This is a genomic window from Micromonospora sp. NPDC049230 (assembly GCF_040647875.1).
Taxonomy (GTDB): Bacteria; Actinomycetota; Actinomycetes; order Mycobacteriales; family Micromonosporaceae; genus Micromonospora.
In genome coordinates this window covers 1-15962 of the sequence record NZ_JBEZCZ010000009.1, presented here as the reverse complement: position 1 = coordinate 15962, position 15962 = coordinate 1, and the positions used below count along the sequence as shown (strand labels likewise).

Here is a 15962-nt window from a genome sequence, read left to right as displayed (position 1 = left end):
GTCTCCTCGGATCGTCGTGGTCAGTGGTCCCGGACCAGGCGCGCGTACGCCCCGTCCCGGGCGACCAGTTGCTCGTGGGTGCCGCGCTCGACCTCCCGACCGCCGTCCAGCACGACGATCAGGTCACAGTCGCGGACCGTGGACAGGCGGTGGGCCACGATCAGGCAGGTCGCGCCCCGCCGGCGCAGGTGCCTGTCGATCCGGCGTTCGGTCTCGGCGTCCAGGGCGCTGGTGGCCTCGTCCAGCACCAGCACCCGGGGGTTGCGCACGAGCGCCCGGGCGATCTCCAGCCGCTGCCGCTGGCCACCGGAGAAGTTGCGGGCGTTCTCCCGCACCGGGCTGCCCAGGCCACCCGGACGCGCCGCCACCTCGTCGTAGAGGCACGCGTCGGTCAGCGCGCCGACGACGTCCTCGTCGGCGACGGTGAGGTCCCACATTGTGACGTTGTCGCGGACCGTCCCCTCGAACAGCCGCTGGTCCTGGTCGACCATGGCGACGGTGGCCGCCCAGAGACCGTCGTCGGCGGCCGAGCGCTCGACGCCGTCCACTGTGACCCGGCCGGTCCAGGGACGGTAGAGCCCGGCGACCAGCCGACCCACAGTCGACTTGCCGCTGCCCGACCGCCCGACGAGCGCCACCCGGGCACCAGGCGGCAGGTCCAGGCTGAAGTTCTCCAGCAGTGGACGGCCCAGCGGGTTGTAGCCGAAGGTCACCTCCTCGATGCGCAGGTGCCCCTCCATCGGTGCCAGCGGCTGGGCCTGCCGGTCCGGGGTCGCGGGCAGCGGATACCGCTCCACGTCCCGCAGCCGGTTCAGGTCGGCGCTCATGTCCTGCAACCGCGAGCCCAGCGCTGTCAGATTGCCCAACGGCCGGTTCATGGCGGCGGCCAGGCTCTGCATGCCGACAAGCACACCGACGCTCATCGACTCCGCCACGACCTGCCGGCTGCCCAATCCCAGCAGCACCGCCGTGGTCCCCGAGGCCAGCAGCGCCGGCAGGACGGACAGCACGGCGGTGGGCACCCCCAGCCGCTGCTGGCGGGTGGCGACGGTGGCGTGGCGTGCCGCGAACCGGGCCACGGCGCGTTCCTCCTCGCCGCCGGCCTTCACCGTCTCGATCATCTGGACCGTGGTGTACACGGTGGTCACCAGCTTGCTGCGGTCCGCCTGGAGGCCGGCGACGGCTGTCGACCGGGTCGAGGCGACGTAGCGGAGCACGCTGACGTTCAGCCCGGCGAGCACCACCGCGCACAGTCCGAGCAGCAGGTCGTACTGGCAGAGCAGCACCCCGTACGCCAGCACCAGGCCGGTGTCCACCACTGTGGTGGCCGTCCGGCGGGTCAGCACCTCGGCGACCACCTCGTTGCCCCGGACCCGCTGGCTGAGGTCGGCGGCCTGCCGCTGGTCGAAGAAGGTCGGCGGCAGCCGCAGCAGATGTCGGAAGAACCGGGCGGCGCTGCCGAGGGCCAGCGCCGTCTCCGCGCGTACGGTCAGACGTTGCTGGAGCAGGCTGGCCAGGAAGGTCAGCACTGTGGCCACCGCCACCGCCGCCACCAGGCCGGCGAACGCGGCCCGATCCTCCTGCAACAGCACCCGGTCGACGAAGACCTTGGCCATCACCGGGATGGTCAGCCCGACGACGGCGATCAGGAGGCCGAGCAGCAGCATCTGCGCGATCGCCGAGCCCGGGCCGCGCCACCGCTCGGCCAGCGCCCGCACCAGCCGGTAGCGGGTGCCGCCGGGCCGGAACTCCGGGCCGGGCTCCATGGTGAGCGCGACGCCGGTGAACGCGCCGTCGAACTCCTCCCAGCTCACCGCACGGGGGCCGGTGGCCGGGTCGTTGATGAAGACCTTGCGGCCCAGCCCCTCCAGCACCACGAAGTGCTCGAAGCGCCAGAACAGCACCGCCGGCAGCGCCACTGTGGCCAGGTCGGCCAGGTCCATCTGGAAACCCTTGGCCACCATGCCGTACCGGCGGGCGCCCTTGAGCACGGTGGCCGCGGTGGAGCCGTCCCGGCTCACCCCGCACACCCGGCGCAGCTCCTCCAGTGGCACGTGCCGGCCGTGGTGGGCGAGCAGGATCCCCAGCGCGGCGGCACCGCACTCCACCGCCTCCATCTGGATCAGGGTGGGCGTGCGGACCCGTCGACGCCGGATCCGGGGGATCTCCGGCACGCCGCTGGCGGCGGTCGTCGGCGCGCTCATCGCCGCAGCAACCAGTCGATCGGGTGCTCCCGGTCCACAGTGAACCAGGCGGTGACCTCGCTCGCCGAGTTGAGTTGGAACGGTGGCGGGGACTTGGTCCAGCGCAGGCCGCCGGGTGCGCCCGGGTCGGGCTCCAGGGCGACGGTCACCCGCACCACGCTGCCCCGGGCGAGCAGCCGCCGGACGTCCGGCCCGGTGCCGAGGAACGCGCGCAGCGACGCCTCGGTCTCCGGGAACGCGCCGACGGTGGTCACCTGGCCGGCCAGGGTGCCGAACACGTTGCGCGGCGCGGCCGCGGCGGCCACCTCGACGGAGACGCCGGGTTGCAGCAGCGGCGCGGCGACGGCGGGGGCGTAGACGACGGCCTGCAACGCGTCCCCGGCGGTGTCGAGCCGTTCCAGGTCGGCCAGGTGCGTGCCCGGGGTGACGATCTCGCCCTCGGAGACCAGCCAGGCGACGACGTACGCGTCACCCGGCGAGGTCTCCACCCGCACCTGGCCGTTCGCCGTGCGCAGACTGTAGAGGGGGGTGCCCTTCGGCACCCGCTGGTGCGGTGCCGCCCACACCTTGGTGACCTGGCCACTCTCCAGCGCGTCGAGGGCCGAGATCCCGTTCGAGTGGATCAGCACCCCGGCCGCCTCCACGGTCCGGGGGACCACTGTGCGCACCGACCAGACACCCGCGGCGACCACGACGATGACCAGCGCGGTGGTGGCCAGCCAGTTCGGCACCGTGGTCAGCCGGACCGCCCGGTCCAGTTGCTCGGGCGCCTCCAACTGGCGCAGCGCCTGCCGCCGGAACTTCATGGCCGGCCCCCCGCCCCGGTCGGGCCGGTGGCGAGGCGCGAGCCGAGCAGGAAGTCGGCAACGCTCGGCTCGACGAGCGGGTCGATCCCGGACAACTCGGCGAAGGCCTGGGAGTCTCCGGCGCCGAGGGCGCACGGCGCCAACCCCATGGCGGTGGCGACGAGATACATCTGCTGGGTCAGCACACCCGCGTCCTTGAGAATCATGGCGTAGCTCATCCCTTCGTACTTCCACATGAGCCGCTGCACCCGGGCGGTGACCACCAGGACCGTCTGCGGCGGCCGGGGCAGGGCGCCGGCCGCCCGGGAGTACGCCAGCAGCCGGTCGGCGGCCGGCCCCCAGCCGGCGACCGGCTCCAGCCGATGCCCGACCGCGTCGTAGTGGTAGAGCCCGGGTTCCAGCCCGGCGCAGCGCGCGACCAGGGGATAGATCTCCAGCTCGTAGACCCCGCCGCCGCCCGGGTAGGGCCGATGGCCGACCTCCTGCCCACCGGCCTCGCCGACGGTGCCGGTGTGCTGCGACCGGTGCAGGAACTCGGCAAGCCGTTCCAGGGGCAGCGGTGCCGCGTCGTCGTGTTCCCGCACCGTGCGCCGGTCCGTGACGACCTGACTGAACGCCGGGTCCGCCTTGGCGATCGTCGCCAGGTCCGGCAGTGGCAGCTCGATCGCCCGGCCCCCGTCGTACGGGCGGCGCAGTGGCTGTGGCGCGAAGCGCTCCCGCATCCGGTAGGTGCCGCCCACCGGCAGCGCGTGTCGACCGGCCCGGGAGCGGTGGTGCAGCCGCAACTCCTCCGGCGACCAGTAGGCCAGCGGCGCGTCGTCGCACTCCGCCTCGAACTCGGCGTCGGTGACCAGGATGCGGGCGGTGGCCAACTCGTCGAGCACCCGGCCGGCAGCCGCCGGCGACACGCCGAGCGTACGGGCCACCGCGTCACCTCCGACGCCCGGCACGGCGGCGGCAAGCACCGCGCCGAGGGCGGCGTCGGCGCAGCCGACAACGAGGGTGCTCAGCGGTGACGCGGCCACCAGCATGCCCCGTTCGTGCTGGAGGGCGGCGAAACGGGAGAGCCGGTAGCGGACCCCGGGGGTGTGCAGGCGGCTCTCCGGCTGACTGCCCCGACCCAGGCCGGTGGGCACCAGGTCGAGCAGCGCCCGGTCGTCGACCTGCACGCGGCGCTCCAGCCAGGAGTGGGCGAGCAGCCGCCGCAGCAGCAACTGCGCGGGCAGCACCCGACTCTCCCCCTCCAGCCCGCTGATCAGTCGACCGACCTCGACGTCGTTGACCCAGTCGGCGGCGAGCCGCAGCAGCAGCGCCCGCCGGCCCATGCCCGGTTGCTCCAGGGTGAGCTGGAAGCGGGTCTGGCGCAGGGTCAGCGCACCGTCCTCACCGAGCCGCAGTTCCGCGTCCCGGCGCAGCCGGTACGACTCCTGCACCGGTGGACCGCCGACGGTGCCGCTCACGGCGACCGCCGACCGACCGGGTCCACAATGCCTGTCATCTGCGTATCCCCCACTAGAAGAAGACGTTCAGCGGATTGGCCGCCGTCTCGTCGGCGGCCAGCGGGCCCCGGCCGAGGCGGGTCGGCACGTCCCACAGCCGGCCGGGGCCGAGTCGGCGCCAGAAGTGCCGCAGCCCCGGCACGACGACCTTCACCACCGCCAGGTCGACATCCGGGCGGGACTGGTCGACGACGATCACCTCAAGGCCGGCCCGCTCCGCCCGGCGTACGCACCGACGCACGTCGTCGCCGACGTCGCCGGTGGTCAGCGCCGGGTGGTCCGCGGCGGTACGCGGCGGCCGGGTGGGATCCGGGGTCAGCCAGGGCTGGTCGGCCACCCGCACGGTGCCGAACCAGCGCGCGGTGTCCGGATCGTCGGCGCCGTAGCGGTTGCGCCCGGAGGTGGGTCCGGCGACGGCCGGCAGGAACTGGTTCACCTCGGTGAGCGCCCGGGTCAGCGCGACCCGCGCGTCCAGGTGCGCGCCGAAGCCGACAAGGACGTCCTCCGGCCCCGCGTCGACCCGCCGGGACACCGCGGCGAAGGTGGGTACGCCGAGGTCGGCGGTCAGGTCGAGGGCCCACAGCTCACGGCCCAGGGCGGTGGCGTGGTGGTCCACGCAGGCGGCGGTCCACGGGTCGGCGAACGAGGCGAGGTCCACACCGGGCATCCGGGAGCGGTGGTACCACCACAGGGCCACGCTGTCGCGCTCCACGAGTTCGCAGAAGCCCTGCACGATCGCCTCGGACGGGGTGCCGCCGGCCGCGCAGCCGTTCGAGTCGGCCGAGCAGACCCCCAGCCCGGTCAGTTCCGGATGCCCGTACCAGCAGTGGGCGGCGGGCAACTCGCGCGGCGCCTGCCGGGTCAGCGACCAACCGGTGGTCCAGTCCAGTTCCACCTCGTCGGGCAGCGGACGCGGCACGCGGTGCAGGTGGCCCAGGTCCCGGTTGAGCCGATCCCGGTCGGCGTACTGGCGTTCCGAGAACAGCAGCAACTCCCGCAGGTGCACCGCGCGGTCCGGACCGAGCTGCCGGTAGGTGGCGCGGTGCACCGGGCGGTCGCCGCGCCACACCCCGCAGTAGCGCTCCACCGCCTCGCCGACCGCGCTCATCCGGGCCTGTAGGTCGGTGCGGCCCTTCCCGCCGCTCTGCCCGCGCAGGTTGCGGCGCAACGCGGCGAGTTGGCGGGGTTGGGAGAAGTTGTGCCCGGCCGAGTAGGTGTGGGTGACGCCGTTGTCGGTCGCCTCCAGCGGCGTCAGCCGGCTCACCACACCCAGATACCGGCTGACGTGGTGGGCGAGTGCGGCGTACGCCTCTGCGGGTTCCCGGGTGCGGGAGTCCCCACCCCGACTGGGCTGGGTGCCGCTCGGTGGCAGGTCGATGCGGGGCTCGGCCTTGCCGACGAGGTCCGGGTCGCCGCAGGCGGGGCACTGCGGCTGGCGTACCAGTTGGTGGCTCTCGGTGCTCAGGTCCCGGGTGTCCAGGGCGACCATCCGGCCGGTGAGGCGGGGTGACGTGCCCCGCAGGGCCAGCACGGCGAGTTCGGCGGCGAGCAGTCCGGCGGCGGTGGTGGCGAGTCCGGGCAGGACCGCGCGGCCGGGCTGCGGTAGCGGGTCGGTCAGGTCCTGCCCGTCGAGGAAGGCGTTGACCTGTTCGTTCTCCTGCCACCGTTGCCGCAGGCAGGCCCAACAGCCGGTGCGGCCCGGCACGAGGTGCGGGCCGAGGAAGACGACGTTGCCGTGTGGCCGGGCCAGCGTCCACGCGCGATCGCCGGCCAGGTGACTGTCGTTGACCAGGGCCAGCCGGGGGTCGAGCATCGACGACGGCAGCACCAGCACCTGGGCGCTCGGGTCGAGGTCCGTCGCGTCCGGTCCGACCACCGTCGCGGCGAGCCCGAGGGCGCGCAGCGCGTCGGCGGTCTCGCCCACCCCGGGTGCCCCGAGGTCCACGATGGTCACCGGGCCGCCGGCCATCCACTCCCGTCCGGCCTCGGGCGGGACACCGCGGGCGTCCCAGCCGGCGGCCTCGGCGGGCGACGTGTGCGCCGGCCCGGACACCAGCAGGCCGTGGTCGCGCAGCCGGGCGAGGGCGGCGGCGACCGCGGTGACCGGGTGGCGGGTGGCCAGCCGGGCCACCACGTCGGCCAGCGGGGCGGCACCGTCGAGCTGGCCGGCCAGGTCCGCGGCGACCGGGTCGTCGATGAGCAGACTGCGGGTCTCCCCCAGCACCACGAGCGGGCCGTCGGGCAGAGGCACCGGCACGTAGTCGGATCGGAAGCGCGGACGCCACATGGTTCCTCCCGAGCCTGGTGGCCGGACCGCGGCACCGCCGGCCCCGCCGGCGATCACGGCTGCTGCCATCGTCGCGGTCGGCGGCGTCCGATCCGAGGGATGCCACAGGTTTCTGCCGTCGGCGGCACCGTGGACGCTCGACGGCCGGATCAGCCGGCGGTGACGGTCAGCGCGCTGTCGTTGAGCCCCAGCACCGTGGTGCCGCTGGTCTGCGCCGGGACGAGCAGCACGAAGGTCTCCACCCGGGTGACCCGGATCGACTTCCCGCGGACCGGGGTGCGGTGACCGGTGGCGATCAGGTCGGGGCTCTGCGGCACCATCTGGACGGTGGCCGGGCCACCGGGCGCCGGGCGCAGCGTGTCGGTGGCGTGGATGGTCAGGAAGGTCAGCGTGCCGGTGGGCACCGCGACCGCGCAGTCCGACCACTGCGCCTTGTCCATCGTCCGTCGTACCGCCGCGCCGGCCCCGGCGAGCTGCTGCCCGTAGACCTCCCAACCGCCGGCGAACTGGCCGTCGAGCAGCGGGCTCGACGCGACAAGGGCCCGGTTGCCCGTCGTGGACCCGATGCTGCGGGCGAACACCTCGGCTTCGAGGGCCCGGCGGCTGGTCTCGTCCAGGGCGGTGCCGCCGGCCGTGGCCGGACGGCCGTCGATGCTCCGGGCGGCCACCAGCGACGGTTGGGTGACCTGCACGTTGTGGCTGAGCTGCCACTGGTTGTCGGCACCGCGCACGAACTGACTGACGTCGGTGGGAGCCAGCTCCGAGCCGCTCAGTCGGAGAGTGGCCGTGACGAGGAAACAGGCCGGGTCGCCGGGTGGCACCGCGAAGGCCGGGTTGATGTGCTGGAAGGACGGTTGTGGACGCTGGTTGTAGGCGGCCCGGCGTACGGCGGCGATGCTGAGGTCCAGTGCGGGTGAGACCTCCTGGGTGCGCAGCGCCTCGACGTCACCGGCCACCGAGGCGGCCGAGTCGGCCTGGTCGAAGGCGGTGAGCACCAGCGCCGCCCGGTCCCGACCGAAGGCGGCCGAGCCCTGCGGCGCCGGGGTCGCCGCGTCCACCGGCTCGCCACCACAGGCGGCCAGCACGAGCAGCGCGACCACGGCGGCGCCGATCGGCATGACCGGCACCGGCGCGGTGAGGGTACGCGGGCTCCTGACGGATCTTCTGCCCAGCATCTCGTCCTCCATCCACCACCGGTGCACGGGAATCGCGCCCGATGCAGTCGAGTATGTGAGCGGCGCTCTGGCCACGACGGTGGCGGCGCGGCCTCGTGCTGCCCGCCCCGTCGACGTTGCACCGAACGACGTCATCCGGCCCGGGACACGGTCATCGATCGGTGTCATCGAGCCGGGCGACCCAGGCGACCAGGGCCGAGCGGGAGGCGACGCCCGCCTTGCGGTAGATGCGGGTCAGGTGGGCCTCCACGGTGCGGGGGCTGATGCTCAGTTGCCGCCCGATCAGCCGGCTGGTGGCCCCGGTCGCCGCCAGCCGCGCGATGTGCCACTCCCGGTCGGTCAGGGCGGCGACCTCGCGCGGGCCGACCGGGCGGGCCAGTCGCAGGGCGACCCGTTCCGTCCCGCACCACCCGGCCAGTTCCAGCGCCCGGCGGCGGGCCCGCGCCGCCGGGCCGGTCTGGTCCGCGGCCTCCGCCGCCCGGGCCAGGGAGGCCAGCGCGAGGCTGCGCCGGAGCACCATCCCGCCGGCACGGAACAGGTCGGCCGCGGTCTCCAGGTGTGGCAGCGCCGCCGCGGCCTCGCCGCGGGCGAGCAACACCTCGCCGTACGCCGACTCGGCGAAGCCCCGCTGCCCGGGGAGCCCGACCTGCTCCGCCTCGGCCATCGCCAGCCGCGCCTGCCGTTCGGCGTCGGCCAGCTCACCGGCGGCGAGAGCGGCGGCACAGAGCAACTCGAACCACCGGGGCCGCAGGGTGGTCTGGAGACGGCTCAGCCGGCTGTCGCCGCCGGCGGAGCGCACCAGCTCGGCACAGGTCGCCGGATCACCGGACAGCAGGGCCGCGGTGGCCAGCGCGGTCGCGGCGGTACGACCGCACCAGGTGGCCAGGTCGGTGGCGATGCCGGCGGCGCTTCGGGCCAACGCCACCGCCCGGTCGTCGTCGCGCGGGCCACCACGCCACGCCGTCGCCTCCGCCTCGAACGCCAGGGCGAAGCTCAACAGGTCGTGGCTGCCGATGCGTCGGGCGACGATGCCCGCCTCGGTGGCCAGGGCGATGGCGCTGTTGAGCTGGCCGCCGTGGTAGGCCACCTGGCTGCGACCGAGCAGCAGCTGGCACAGGCCGTCGTCGCGGTGCGAGGCGCGCACGAGCGTGACCCCCCGGTCGAGGTGTCGCACCGCGTCGGCCTGTCGTTCGAGGTACAACTCGGTCAGCCCGAGCGCGGTGAGGCAGTCGGGGTGGTCCCGCACGTCGGTGTCCGGCAGCGCGTCGACGATCCGGGCACCGGCATCGAGCAGGCCCCGGGCGTCGTCGAGTGCGCCGTCGTGTGCGGCGGCCAGGCCGCGGACGGCCAGCAGGCCGGCCCGATCCGCGCCGGAGCCGCCGAGATCCCCGTTGAGCCCGTCGGGCAGCCCGGCCACGGGGCGGCCGGCCATGATGCCGGCGACACCGATCTCGGTGGCGAGGCGGTAGCCGCCGGCGGGCCCGGCTGCGGCGGGCAGGGCGGCCAACTCGCGCCGGCTGATGGCCGCCGCCTCCGCGTAGTTGCCGAGCAGGCGTTCCACGCGCGCCCAGAGGGCTACCGCCTGTGCCCGCCGGCCCTGGGGGTCGGCGGGAAACAGCGGCACGATCTCCTGGAGCAGTGCCCTGCTCTCGGCCAGGTCGCCCGCCTCACCGGTGATCTGGGCCAGTGCGAGTGACACGTCCTGGCGGCGCTGCGCCAGACCGGCCGTCGGCCGCAGCGCCCGCAACGCCAGCCGCAGCCAGCGGATGGCCAGGTCCGGTGTCTCGCGCCGGACCTCCTGTGCGGCGCGGCAGAGCACGTTGACGCAGCGGTCGGCCCAGCGGCCGTTCGGCAGGGCGAGCAGGCGCTCCGCGTAGCGGGCCAGGTCCGCCGGCGGCGCGCCCAGATCGACCAACGCGCCCAGCGCCCGCGCACACGCCTCCACCTGCCACGCCGGGTCGGTGTCCTGAGCGACCGCCATGCGCAGCACCGGGTGCCGGAAGGCGAACCGTCCGGAGCCGGGGACGCGACGGATCAGGTCGAGCCGGGCCAGCCGCCACCCGGCCTCGGCCGCCAGCGCCACCGGGACCTGCGCGACCTCGGCGAGCAGGTCCGCGGCGAACGGCACATCGACGATCGCCCCGGCGCGCAGACAGGCCAGCTCGACGGGCGGCAGGCCCGCCCACTCGCGGCGCAGCACGGCCACCGCCGCGTCGGACAGCCGCGCGCCCGGTGCCGCACGGACCGGTTCGGCGCCGTTGGAGGTGGGGTCGCCCGGCAGCGCCGCCAGATAACCGGGGTTTCCGCCGGACACGTCGTACCGGGCGCGCAGTTCCACCTGGTCGACGTAGGGGTGCAGCAGCGCGACCTCGGCGAGGCCGAGCGGGCGAAGCTCGATCCGGTCGTGTGACGTCGGCGTCGCATCGGCGTGCTCACCCGGATCCGGTGGACCGAACGGCATCGGAGTCGCCATCTGGCGGGGACGGTAGACGAGCACGAGCAGCAGCGGGGCGGGCACCGGATAGCGCAGGAGGTGGGTGATCAGACCGGCGGAGGAGGCGTCCGCCCAGTGCAGGTCGTCGAGGACGAGCACCAGACCGTCCCGGGCGGCCAGGCCGATCAGCCGGCGGGCCAACTGGTAGGTCCGGAACCGCCTGGCGTCCGACGCCCGCGCCGGCGCGGGTGGCACCGCGGCGGCGGACTCCGCCCAGGTCTCGCCGAGGGACCGCCCGGCACGCAGCCCGCGTCGCAGGGACTGCCCCTCCGTGAGGGCGTGTCGGAACACGTGGAAGGGCACACCTCGCTCGTCGGGCGAGCAGGTCCCGATGGCCCAACCGACGGTGGGGGCGCTTTGCCGCAATGCCTCGTGGACGAACCGGGTCTTGCCGATGCCCGGCTCCCCGACCACCTCGCAAACCATTTGCCGGCCACGGCTCAGCACTGTGGCCTGGGCTCTCTCGATACGCGCCAACTGTGGTCGCCGCCCGACGAAGCGCGGATCTTTCGACGCATTTTCCAGCCCAGTTGTCATCACGCAGATCAGACGCTTTCCGGCGCACTCAAAGGGAATTGCTCGCACTATACCGGAGCACCGGCAAATGTCGAATACGCAGAAGTGACCAGCTCTTGCCCACCAACCGGCATCGGGACACAAGCATTACCCGGCAGCACGTCACAATTCGTTGAAAGGGACCGGTCGACCGAAGGGTGGAACGATATCCCGGAAACCCATTAAATCACCCCGCCGCCAGCGTTCCGAGACACCATCAGCCGAGTTGGAACGCGCCGCAGGGTTCGTGTTTGGTGGCGACATGAACCATGGACAACGCCCTTGCGCCGCCCGGGCCAGGACACCCGGCTGATTGCCAGGCGGCAGATCACCTGATATCACCACAGTCACCAGCGCCTATACGAAACAATCTAGGCGATTATCTCAACTGGCGGGAAGGCGCACGGCCGCCGCAAACCAGCGCGGGCGCGATGGCGATGGTCCGGTCGTCTGCCACGCCGACGTGCGGACGTCGGCGACTGTGGCCCGTCGGCCGCCGCGCTCGTCGCCGCACCGCTCACCCCGTGCCGGCGCCGTGCTCAGAAGCCTCGAAAGACACCGTCCGGGTCGGCGGCCCGCGCGAACTCGAAAAAATCCATGTTCGCGATCGACAGGTTGTTCTCGATCGCCTGAATCTGCCGGGGCAGCGCCCGGAACGGACCCGTCTCGTCGCTCTCGTTCAGGTTGACGACGAGCAGTGGATGCTCCGGCAGCGAGACGGTGACGGCGTCGACGACGAACACCACCGGGTGCCGGTACCGGTGCGGGTAGGCGCGGGGGTAGCCGGCCGCGATCGCCGTACCGTCGAGGCCGCTCAGCTCGCGATCCTCGACGAACTCGACATGGGCCCGGAAGCCCTCCCGCGTGGGGCTGACGATCTCGTCCGTGAGCCGCTCCCACACACCGTCGTCGCGGAAGTCCGCGCGAACGACCGGAACGCACCACGTCGCTGGAAGGTGTCCCATCGGCGCAGCGTAGCGAGATCTCACGTCCCGCCGGCGGGCCGAGACAGACGTGCGCGGTGACGATCCGTCAGCCGACGGGCAGGCGTACCCGGGTCTGGGTCTGCCGCCCGGTGGCGGCGGTGCCGGCCGCGGGCCGCCCGATCACGCGGGCGACCCGCGGCGGCGCCTGAAGTCGCGATGCCACGGTGCGGGCGGGTGCCGACTCGCGTCCGCCGGTCAGCCGTCGCCGGCAGCGCGCTGACGGTCGGCCTCGACATCCGCGGCTCCGATGGGGACACCGTCGCTGTCGCGGTTGGCATGGGACAGGTCCACGTCGGCGCCGGTACGGGCGGCGTCGGCCGCCGCGTCGTCCGCGCCGACAATCTCCCCGCTGGGCTCGGCAACCGCGCCGTCGTCGTCGATGAGCTGTTCGGGGGCGGCCACCGCGAACGGTACGTACCTGGGCTCAAGCATCTCGTCCTCCTCCGGGGACTGCTGTGTGTGTCCCTACCGCTACCCCCGATGAGCGCTCGCCACACCCTCGCCAATGCCGCCGGACGCACCGCCGAGGCCGACGCGACGGACGCCGTCCGGGCACGACGACCTTTTCCTCGTGCCGTGACCTGCGGCTCCGGACCGAACAGGGCCTCCCGAGCCACCACTTGAGACTGTCGGTCGGCACCGCGTCACGGTCCGACGTCATACGTCAGACGATGATGCTAATCTATTTCGGCGCGGTGAACGGATCTCGACTGCGGAAGGATCAGGATGCCCTCGGATCGGTCGGCAGTCGGCTCCGCGTCACCCGTCCCTACCCGTGCGGACGTCGGCGTCGCCGTGTCAGCCACGCCGTCCCCTGCTGGCCGTCGTCCCGCCCGCCAATACGGGACGTCCGCCCAGCCGCGTGTCGCCGACGCGGATCGGACGCCGCACGTCGTCAGCAACGCATACCCAAGGAGGTTTCACTGTGCCACTTCGTAGACTCGCCACCCCCTGGTTAGGGGCGGCCATGGCCGCCATGATGCTGGTCGCCGTCGGGGCGTACGTCATCATGACCGGCGCTTCGGCGTCCGCGGCCACCACCGCCGGCTGCGGCAAGGCGCCCGGGTTGAACAGCGGCACCCACACCATCCAGAGCAGTGGAAAGAGCCGCAGCTTCATCCTTCGGCTGCCCGACAACTACAACAACACCTACGCCCACCGGCTGGCCTTCGGGTTCCACTGGTTGGGTGGCACCGCCAGCCAGGTCGCGGGCGGCGGCACCGACGGCGCTCCGTGGGCCTACTACGGCATGCTCTCCCAGTCGAACAACACGACGATCTTCGTCGCCCCGCAGGGCATCGGCGGCGGCTGGGGCAACTCCAACGGTGAGGACGTGACCTTCACCGACGACATGATCCGCATGATCGACAACGCGCTCTGCGTGGACACCACCCAGCGTTTCTCGGTCGGGTTCAGCTACGGCGGCGCGATGAGCTACTCGTTGGCGTGTTCCCGGCCGAACGTGTTCCGTGCGGTCGCGGCAATCGCGGCCCCGGGGGCGATCAGCGGATGCAGCGGCGGCACCCAGCCCGTGGCGTACCTGGGAATTCACGGCATCAACGACAACATCGGCAGTGGACGGTCGCTGCGCGACAGGTTCGTCCGTAACAACGGGTGTGCCGCGCAGAACCCGCCCGAGCCGAGGGCGGGCAGCCTGACCCACATCACCACCGCCTACTCCTGCCGGGCCGGATACCCGGTGGTCTGGGCCGCGTTCGACGGCGGCCACCAGCAGGGCCCGGTCGACGGGTGTGCCGGCTGTGAGAGCGGCGCGCGGAGCTGGGTCAAGCAGGAGGTGTGGCGGTTCTTCACCCAGTTCGGGTCCGGCGAGCCCACCAATCCCCCGACCAGCACGCCGCCGCCGTCGAGCCCGCCGCCGGGCGGTCAGCAGAACGTGCTGATCGCGGGTAACCAGTCCGGGCGGTGCATCGACGTCCCCGGTTCCAGCACCACGAACGGGGCCCGCCCGGCACTGTGGGACTGTCACGGTCGCACCAACCAGCGCTGGACCCACACCTCCAACCGCGCCCTGACCGTCTACGGCAACAAGTGTCTGGACGCCAGCGGGGCGGGCACCAGCAACGGCACCGCCGTCATCATCTGGGACTGCAACGGCCAAGCCAACCAGCAGTGGAACCTGAACTCCAACGGCACCATCACCTCTGCCCAGTCGGGGCTCTGCCTCGACGCCGTCAACTCCGGCACGGCCAACGGAACGCAACTGCACCTCTGGGCCTGCCAAGGCAGCGCCAACCAGCAGTGGAGCACGCGCGCCTAGTGCCACATCCGGCCTCTGCCGGAGACGCGCCGCCCGGGTCCCATCCCGGGCGGCGCGTCGCGTCCGGGCATGCGGATTACCGTTCCGCCATGGGCGGCACCACCCACGGCGTGCGGATCCGGCCTGGTGGCCCGGGCGATGCGCCCGCCGTGCTGAAGATGCTTGATTCCGCGGTGGCCTTGATGAACGATCGAGGCAGTACCGAGCAGTGGGGCACGACACCGTTCTCGGAGAAGCCCGGGGCGTCGAGCTGGTCGATCGGTACCTGACCGAGAACCTCCCCTACATCACGGAACTGGACGGAACGCCGGCCGCGACCCTGGTGTTGGACTCCGGGCCCGCTCCCCGGGCACCGATCACGCCCGCGGCGAACGAGGCCTCGCCACGTTCAACACCTGGACGATCCTGGCCAAACTGCGTTGCTGTCCCCGCCGCGCGACCGCGATCGTGCAGGCCGTCCTCGTCCTACACCGCGTCGAGACCAGCCGCTACTCAGGATGAAACCGCTCAGTGAGTGGGCGCCGTTCTCGTACGGCCGCTAAGTAATCGAAAAGAGACGATCGACGGGGTCCACGACGGCGGCCAGCAACGCGCCGGGCACGAGGGCCGGGTCGTCGGCGCGGACCGTGTCCGCCTCGAACGTGGCGAACCCGGGCCCGCTGATCCGCAGGTGGAGTTCCAGCCCAGGCTCCTCTCCGCCCAGGTGGTTCGCCACCGTCAGAATCTCCGCCGTCGCGGCGACACCAGCGGCGGATAGCCGACGCGCGTCGCGGCGCGAGCGGGTGACCAGCCGCAAGCCGAAGACGCCGAAGCCGACACCGACGATCGTCCCCAGTACGCCACCAGCGAGTAGGCCCCAGAAGTCTGCGGGCGACGGCACTGGGTCTAGCGTCACGGCGACGGCGAACAGGACCGGCCCGGGCAGGCAGATGGCCAGGAACACCAGGCGGCAGAGTAGCGCGCCGATCGGACCGATGCGCGCCTCCGCTTCCCGCGGGGTACTCGTCACCCCTCGCACCCTAGTGCAGCGCCCAACGTGACTGACTGAGTCGTTTCATCCTTCGGTAGCGGGTCGTTTCGACGCGGTGTAGGACGAGGACGGCCCGGAGCCTCGCCTCATCAGTCCCTGGGTTCACCGCACCTGCTCCGAGCTGCGAGATCACAAGGCCCCCCGGCCAGCGCCGGGGACCTTCGCGATGGCCTCGGTCAGCCGGCGTCCCGCGCCATCGCGACGAAACCCCGCCACGCGGCGGGGCTGAATGCCAGCGTCCCGCCGTCGCGGTCCTTCGTGTCACGGACGAGGACCACGCCCGGCATGTTGTCGGCGACCTCGACGCACGCGCCGCCGTTGTTGCCGCTCTTCGTGCTCTTACGCCACTGCGGACTAATCATGCCCATGTCAATGCCGCTTTCCTGATGAGGTCGAGTGAGATCGTCACCTATGCACGTCCACCGCCGCCCCAGGGTAGCAATTTCCGCCGCGTCGTCGATGATCTGCGCCCTGACTTGCCCGTCAACATCAACACCGTTGCGTTAGGGCTGTAACCGGCGGGTCAACCCGAGACAGGAAGCGCGAAATCGGGGAGCGGGTGGGGCCCGGCTTGGCGATCATGGAGTTGTGGTGCCGACTTTGGGGGTTTTACGGGCGTTCTGTTACCCACCACAACTCCATGATCGG

Annotated in this window: 12 protein-coding genes and 1 pseudogene; 3 read left to right on the top strand and 10 right to left on the bottom strand. The window is 72.7% G+C overall.

All coding sequences use genetic code 11. The annotated features are described in order from the left end of the window. Positions 1 to 20 precede the first annotated feature (20 nt). From AB0A95_RS10755 to AB0A95_RS10720, 8 genes are all read right to left on the bottom strand, one after another. Positions 21 to 2204: an NHLP family bacteriocin export ABC transporter peptidase/permease/ATPase subunit gene (locus tag AB0A95_RS10755; protein ID WP_357555460.1), complete on the bottom strand. Its 2184-nt coding sequence runs from the start codon at positions 2202 to 2204 to the stop codon at positions 21 to 23. Then, positions 2201 to 3010: a hypothetical protein gene (locus AB0A95_RS10750; protein ID WP_357555459.1), complete on the bottom strand. Its 810-nt coding sequence runs from the start codon at positions 3008 to 3010 to the stop codon at positions 2201 to 2203. Before AB0A95_RS10750 ends, AB0A95_RS10755 begins: the two co-directional genes overlap by 4 nt. Continuing rightward, positions 3007 to 4470 carry a SagB family peptide dehydrogenase gene (locus tag AB0A95_RS10745; protein WP_357555458.1) on the bottom strand — a complete coding sequence of 488 codons (1464 nt, stop codon included), beginning with the start codon at positions 4468 to 4470 and terminating at the stop codon, positions 3007 to 3009. The genes AB0A95_RS10750 and AB0A95_RS10745 overlap by 4 nt, the downstream gene beginning before the upstream one ends. A 52-nt stretch (positions 4471 to 4522) precedes the next feature. Further along, positions 4523 to 6796: a TOMM precursor leader peptide-binding protein gene (locus AB0A95_RS10740; RefSeq protein WP_357555457.1), complete on the bottom strand. Its 2274-nt coding sequence runs from the start codon at positions 6794 to 6796 to the stop codon at positions 4523 to 4525. A gap of 149 nt (positions 6797 to 6945) precedes the next feature. Then, positions 6946 to 7971 (bottom strand): hypothetical protein, encoded by a 1026-nt coding sequence (locus AB0A95_RS10735; protein WP_357555456.1) that lies wholly within the window; start codon positions 7969 to 7971, stop codon positions 6946 to 6948. 151 nt (positions 7972 to 8122) lie between these two features. Continuing rightward, complete coding sequence (locus AB0A95_RS10730) at positions 8123 to 11002, bottom strand: AAA family ATPase (RefSeq protein ID WP_357555455.1); 2880 nt, start codon at positions 11000 to 11002, stop codon at positions 8123 to 8125. 557 nt (positions 11003 to 11559) lie between these two features. Further along, positions 11560 to 11985 (bottom strand): hypothetical protein, encoded by a 426-nt coding sequence (locus AB0A95_RS10725; protein WP_357555454.1) that lies wholly within the window; start codon positions 11983 to 11985, stop codon positions 11560 to 11562. 216 nt (positions 11986 to 12201) lie between these two features. Beyond that, positions 12202 to 12438 (bottom strand): hypothetical protein, encoded by a 237-nt coding sequence (locus AB0A95_RS10720; RefSeq protein ID WP_357555453.1) that lies wholly within the window; start codon positions 12436 to 12438, stop codon positions 12202 to 12204. A gap of 544 nt (positions 12439 to 12982) precedes the next feature. Here AB0A95_RS10720 and AB0A95_RS10715 point away from each other — a divergent pair. The 3 genes and pseudogenes from AB0A95_RS10715 to AB0A95_RS10705 all read left to right on the top strand — a co-directional run. Continuing rightward, positions 12983 to 14284 carry a ricin-type beta-trefoil lectin domain protein gene (locus tag AB0A95_RS10715; protein WP_357555610.1) on the top strand — a complete coding sequence of 434 codons (1302 nt, stop codon included), beginning with the start codon at positions 12983 to 12985 and terminating at the stop codon, positions 14282 to 14284. Positions 14285 to 14373: 89 nt separating this feature from the next. Further along, positions 14374 to 14553, top strand: a complete 180-nt coding sequence (locus AB0A95_RS10710) for a hypothetical protein (RefSeq protein WP_357555452.1) — start codon at positions 14374 to 14376, stop codon at positions 14551 to 14553. A 97-nt stretch (positions 14554 to 14650) separates the two neighbouring features. Further along, positions 14651 to 14785 (top strand): annotated as a pseudogene (locus AB0A95_RS10705) (IS5/IS1182 family transposase); the annotation flags it as partial. 37 nt (positions 14786 to 14822) lie between these two features. Here the strand turns inward: AB0A95_RS10705 and AB0A95_RS10700 are convergent. Continuing rightward, positions 14823 to 15293: a hypothetical protein gene (locus AB0A95_RS10700; RefSeq protein WP_357555451.1), complete on the bottom strand. Its 471-nt coding sequence runs from the start codon at positions 15291 to 15293 to the stop codon at positions 14823 to 14825. A 197-nt stretch (positions 15294 to 15490) separates the two neighbouring features. Next, the gene (locus AB0A95_RS10695) at positions 15491 to 15676 is read right to left on the bottom strand and encodes a DUF397 domain-containing protein (protein ID WP_357555450.1); all 186 of its coding nucleotides are present in this window, start codon (positions 15674 to 15676) and stop codon (positions 15491 to 15493) included. Positions 15677 to 15962 lie beyond the last annotated feature (286 nt).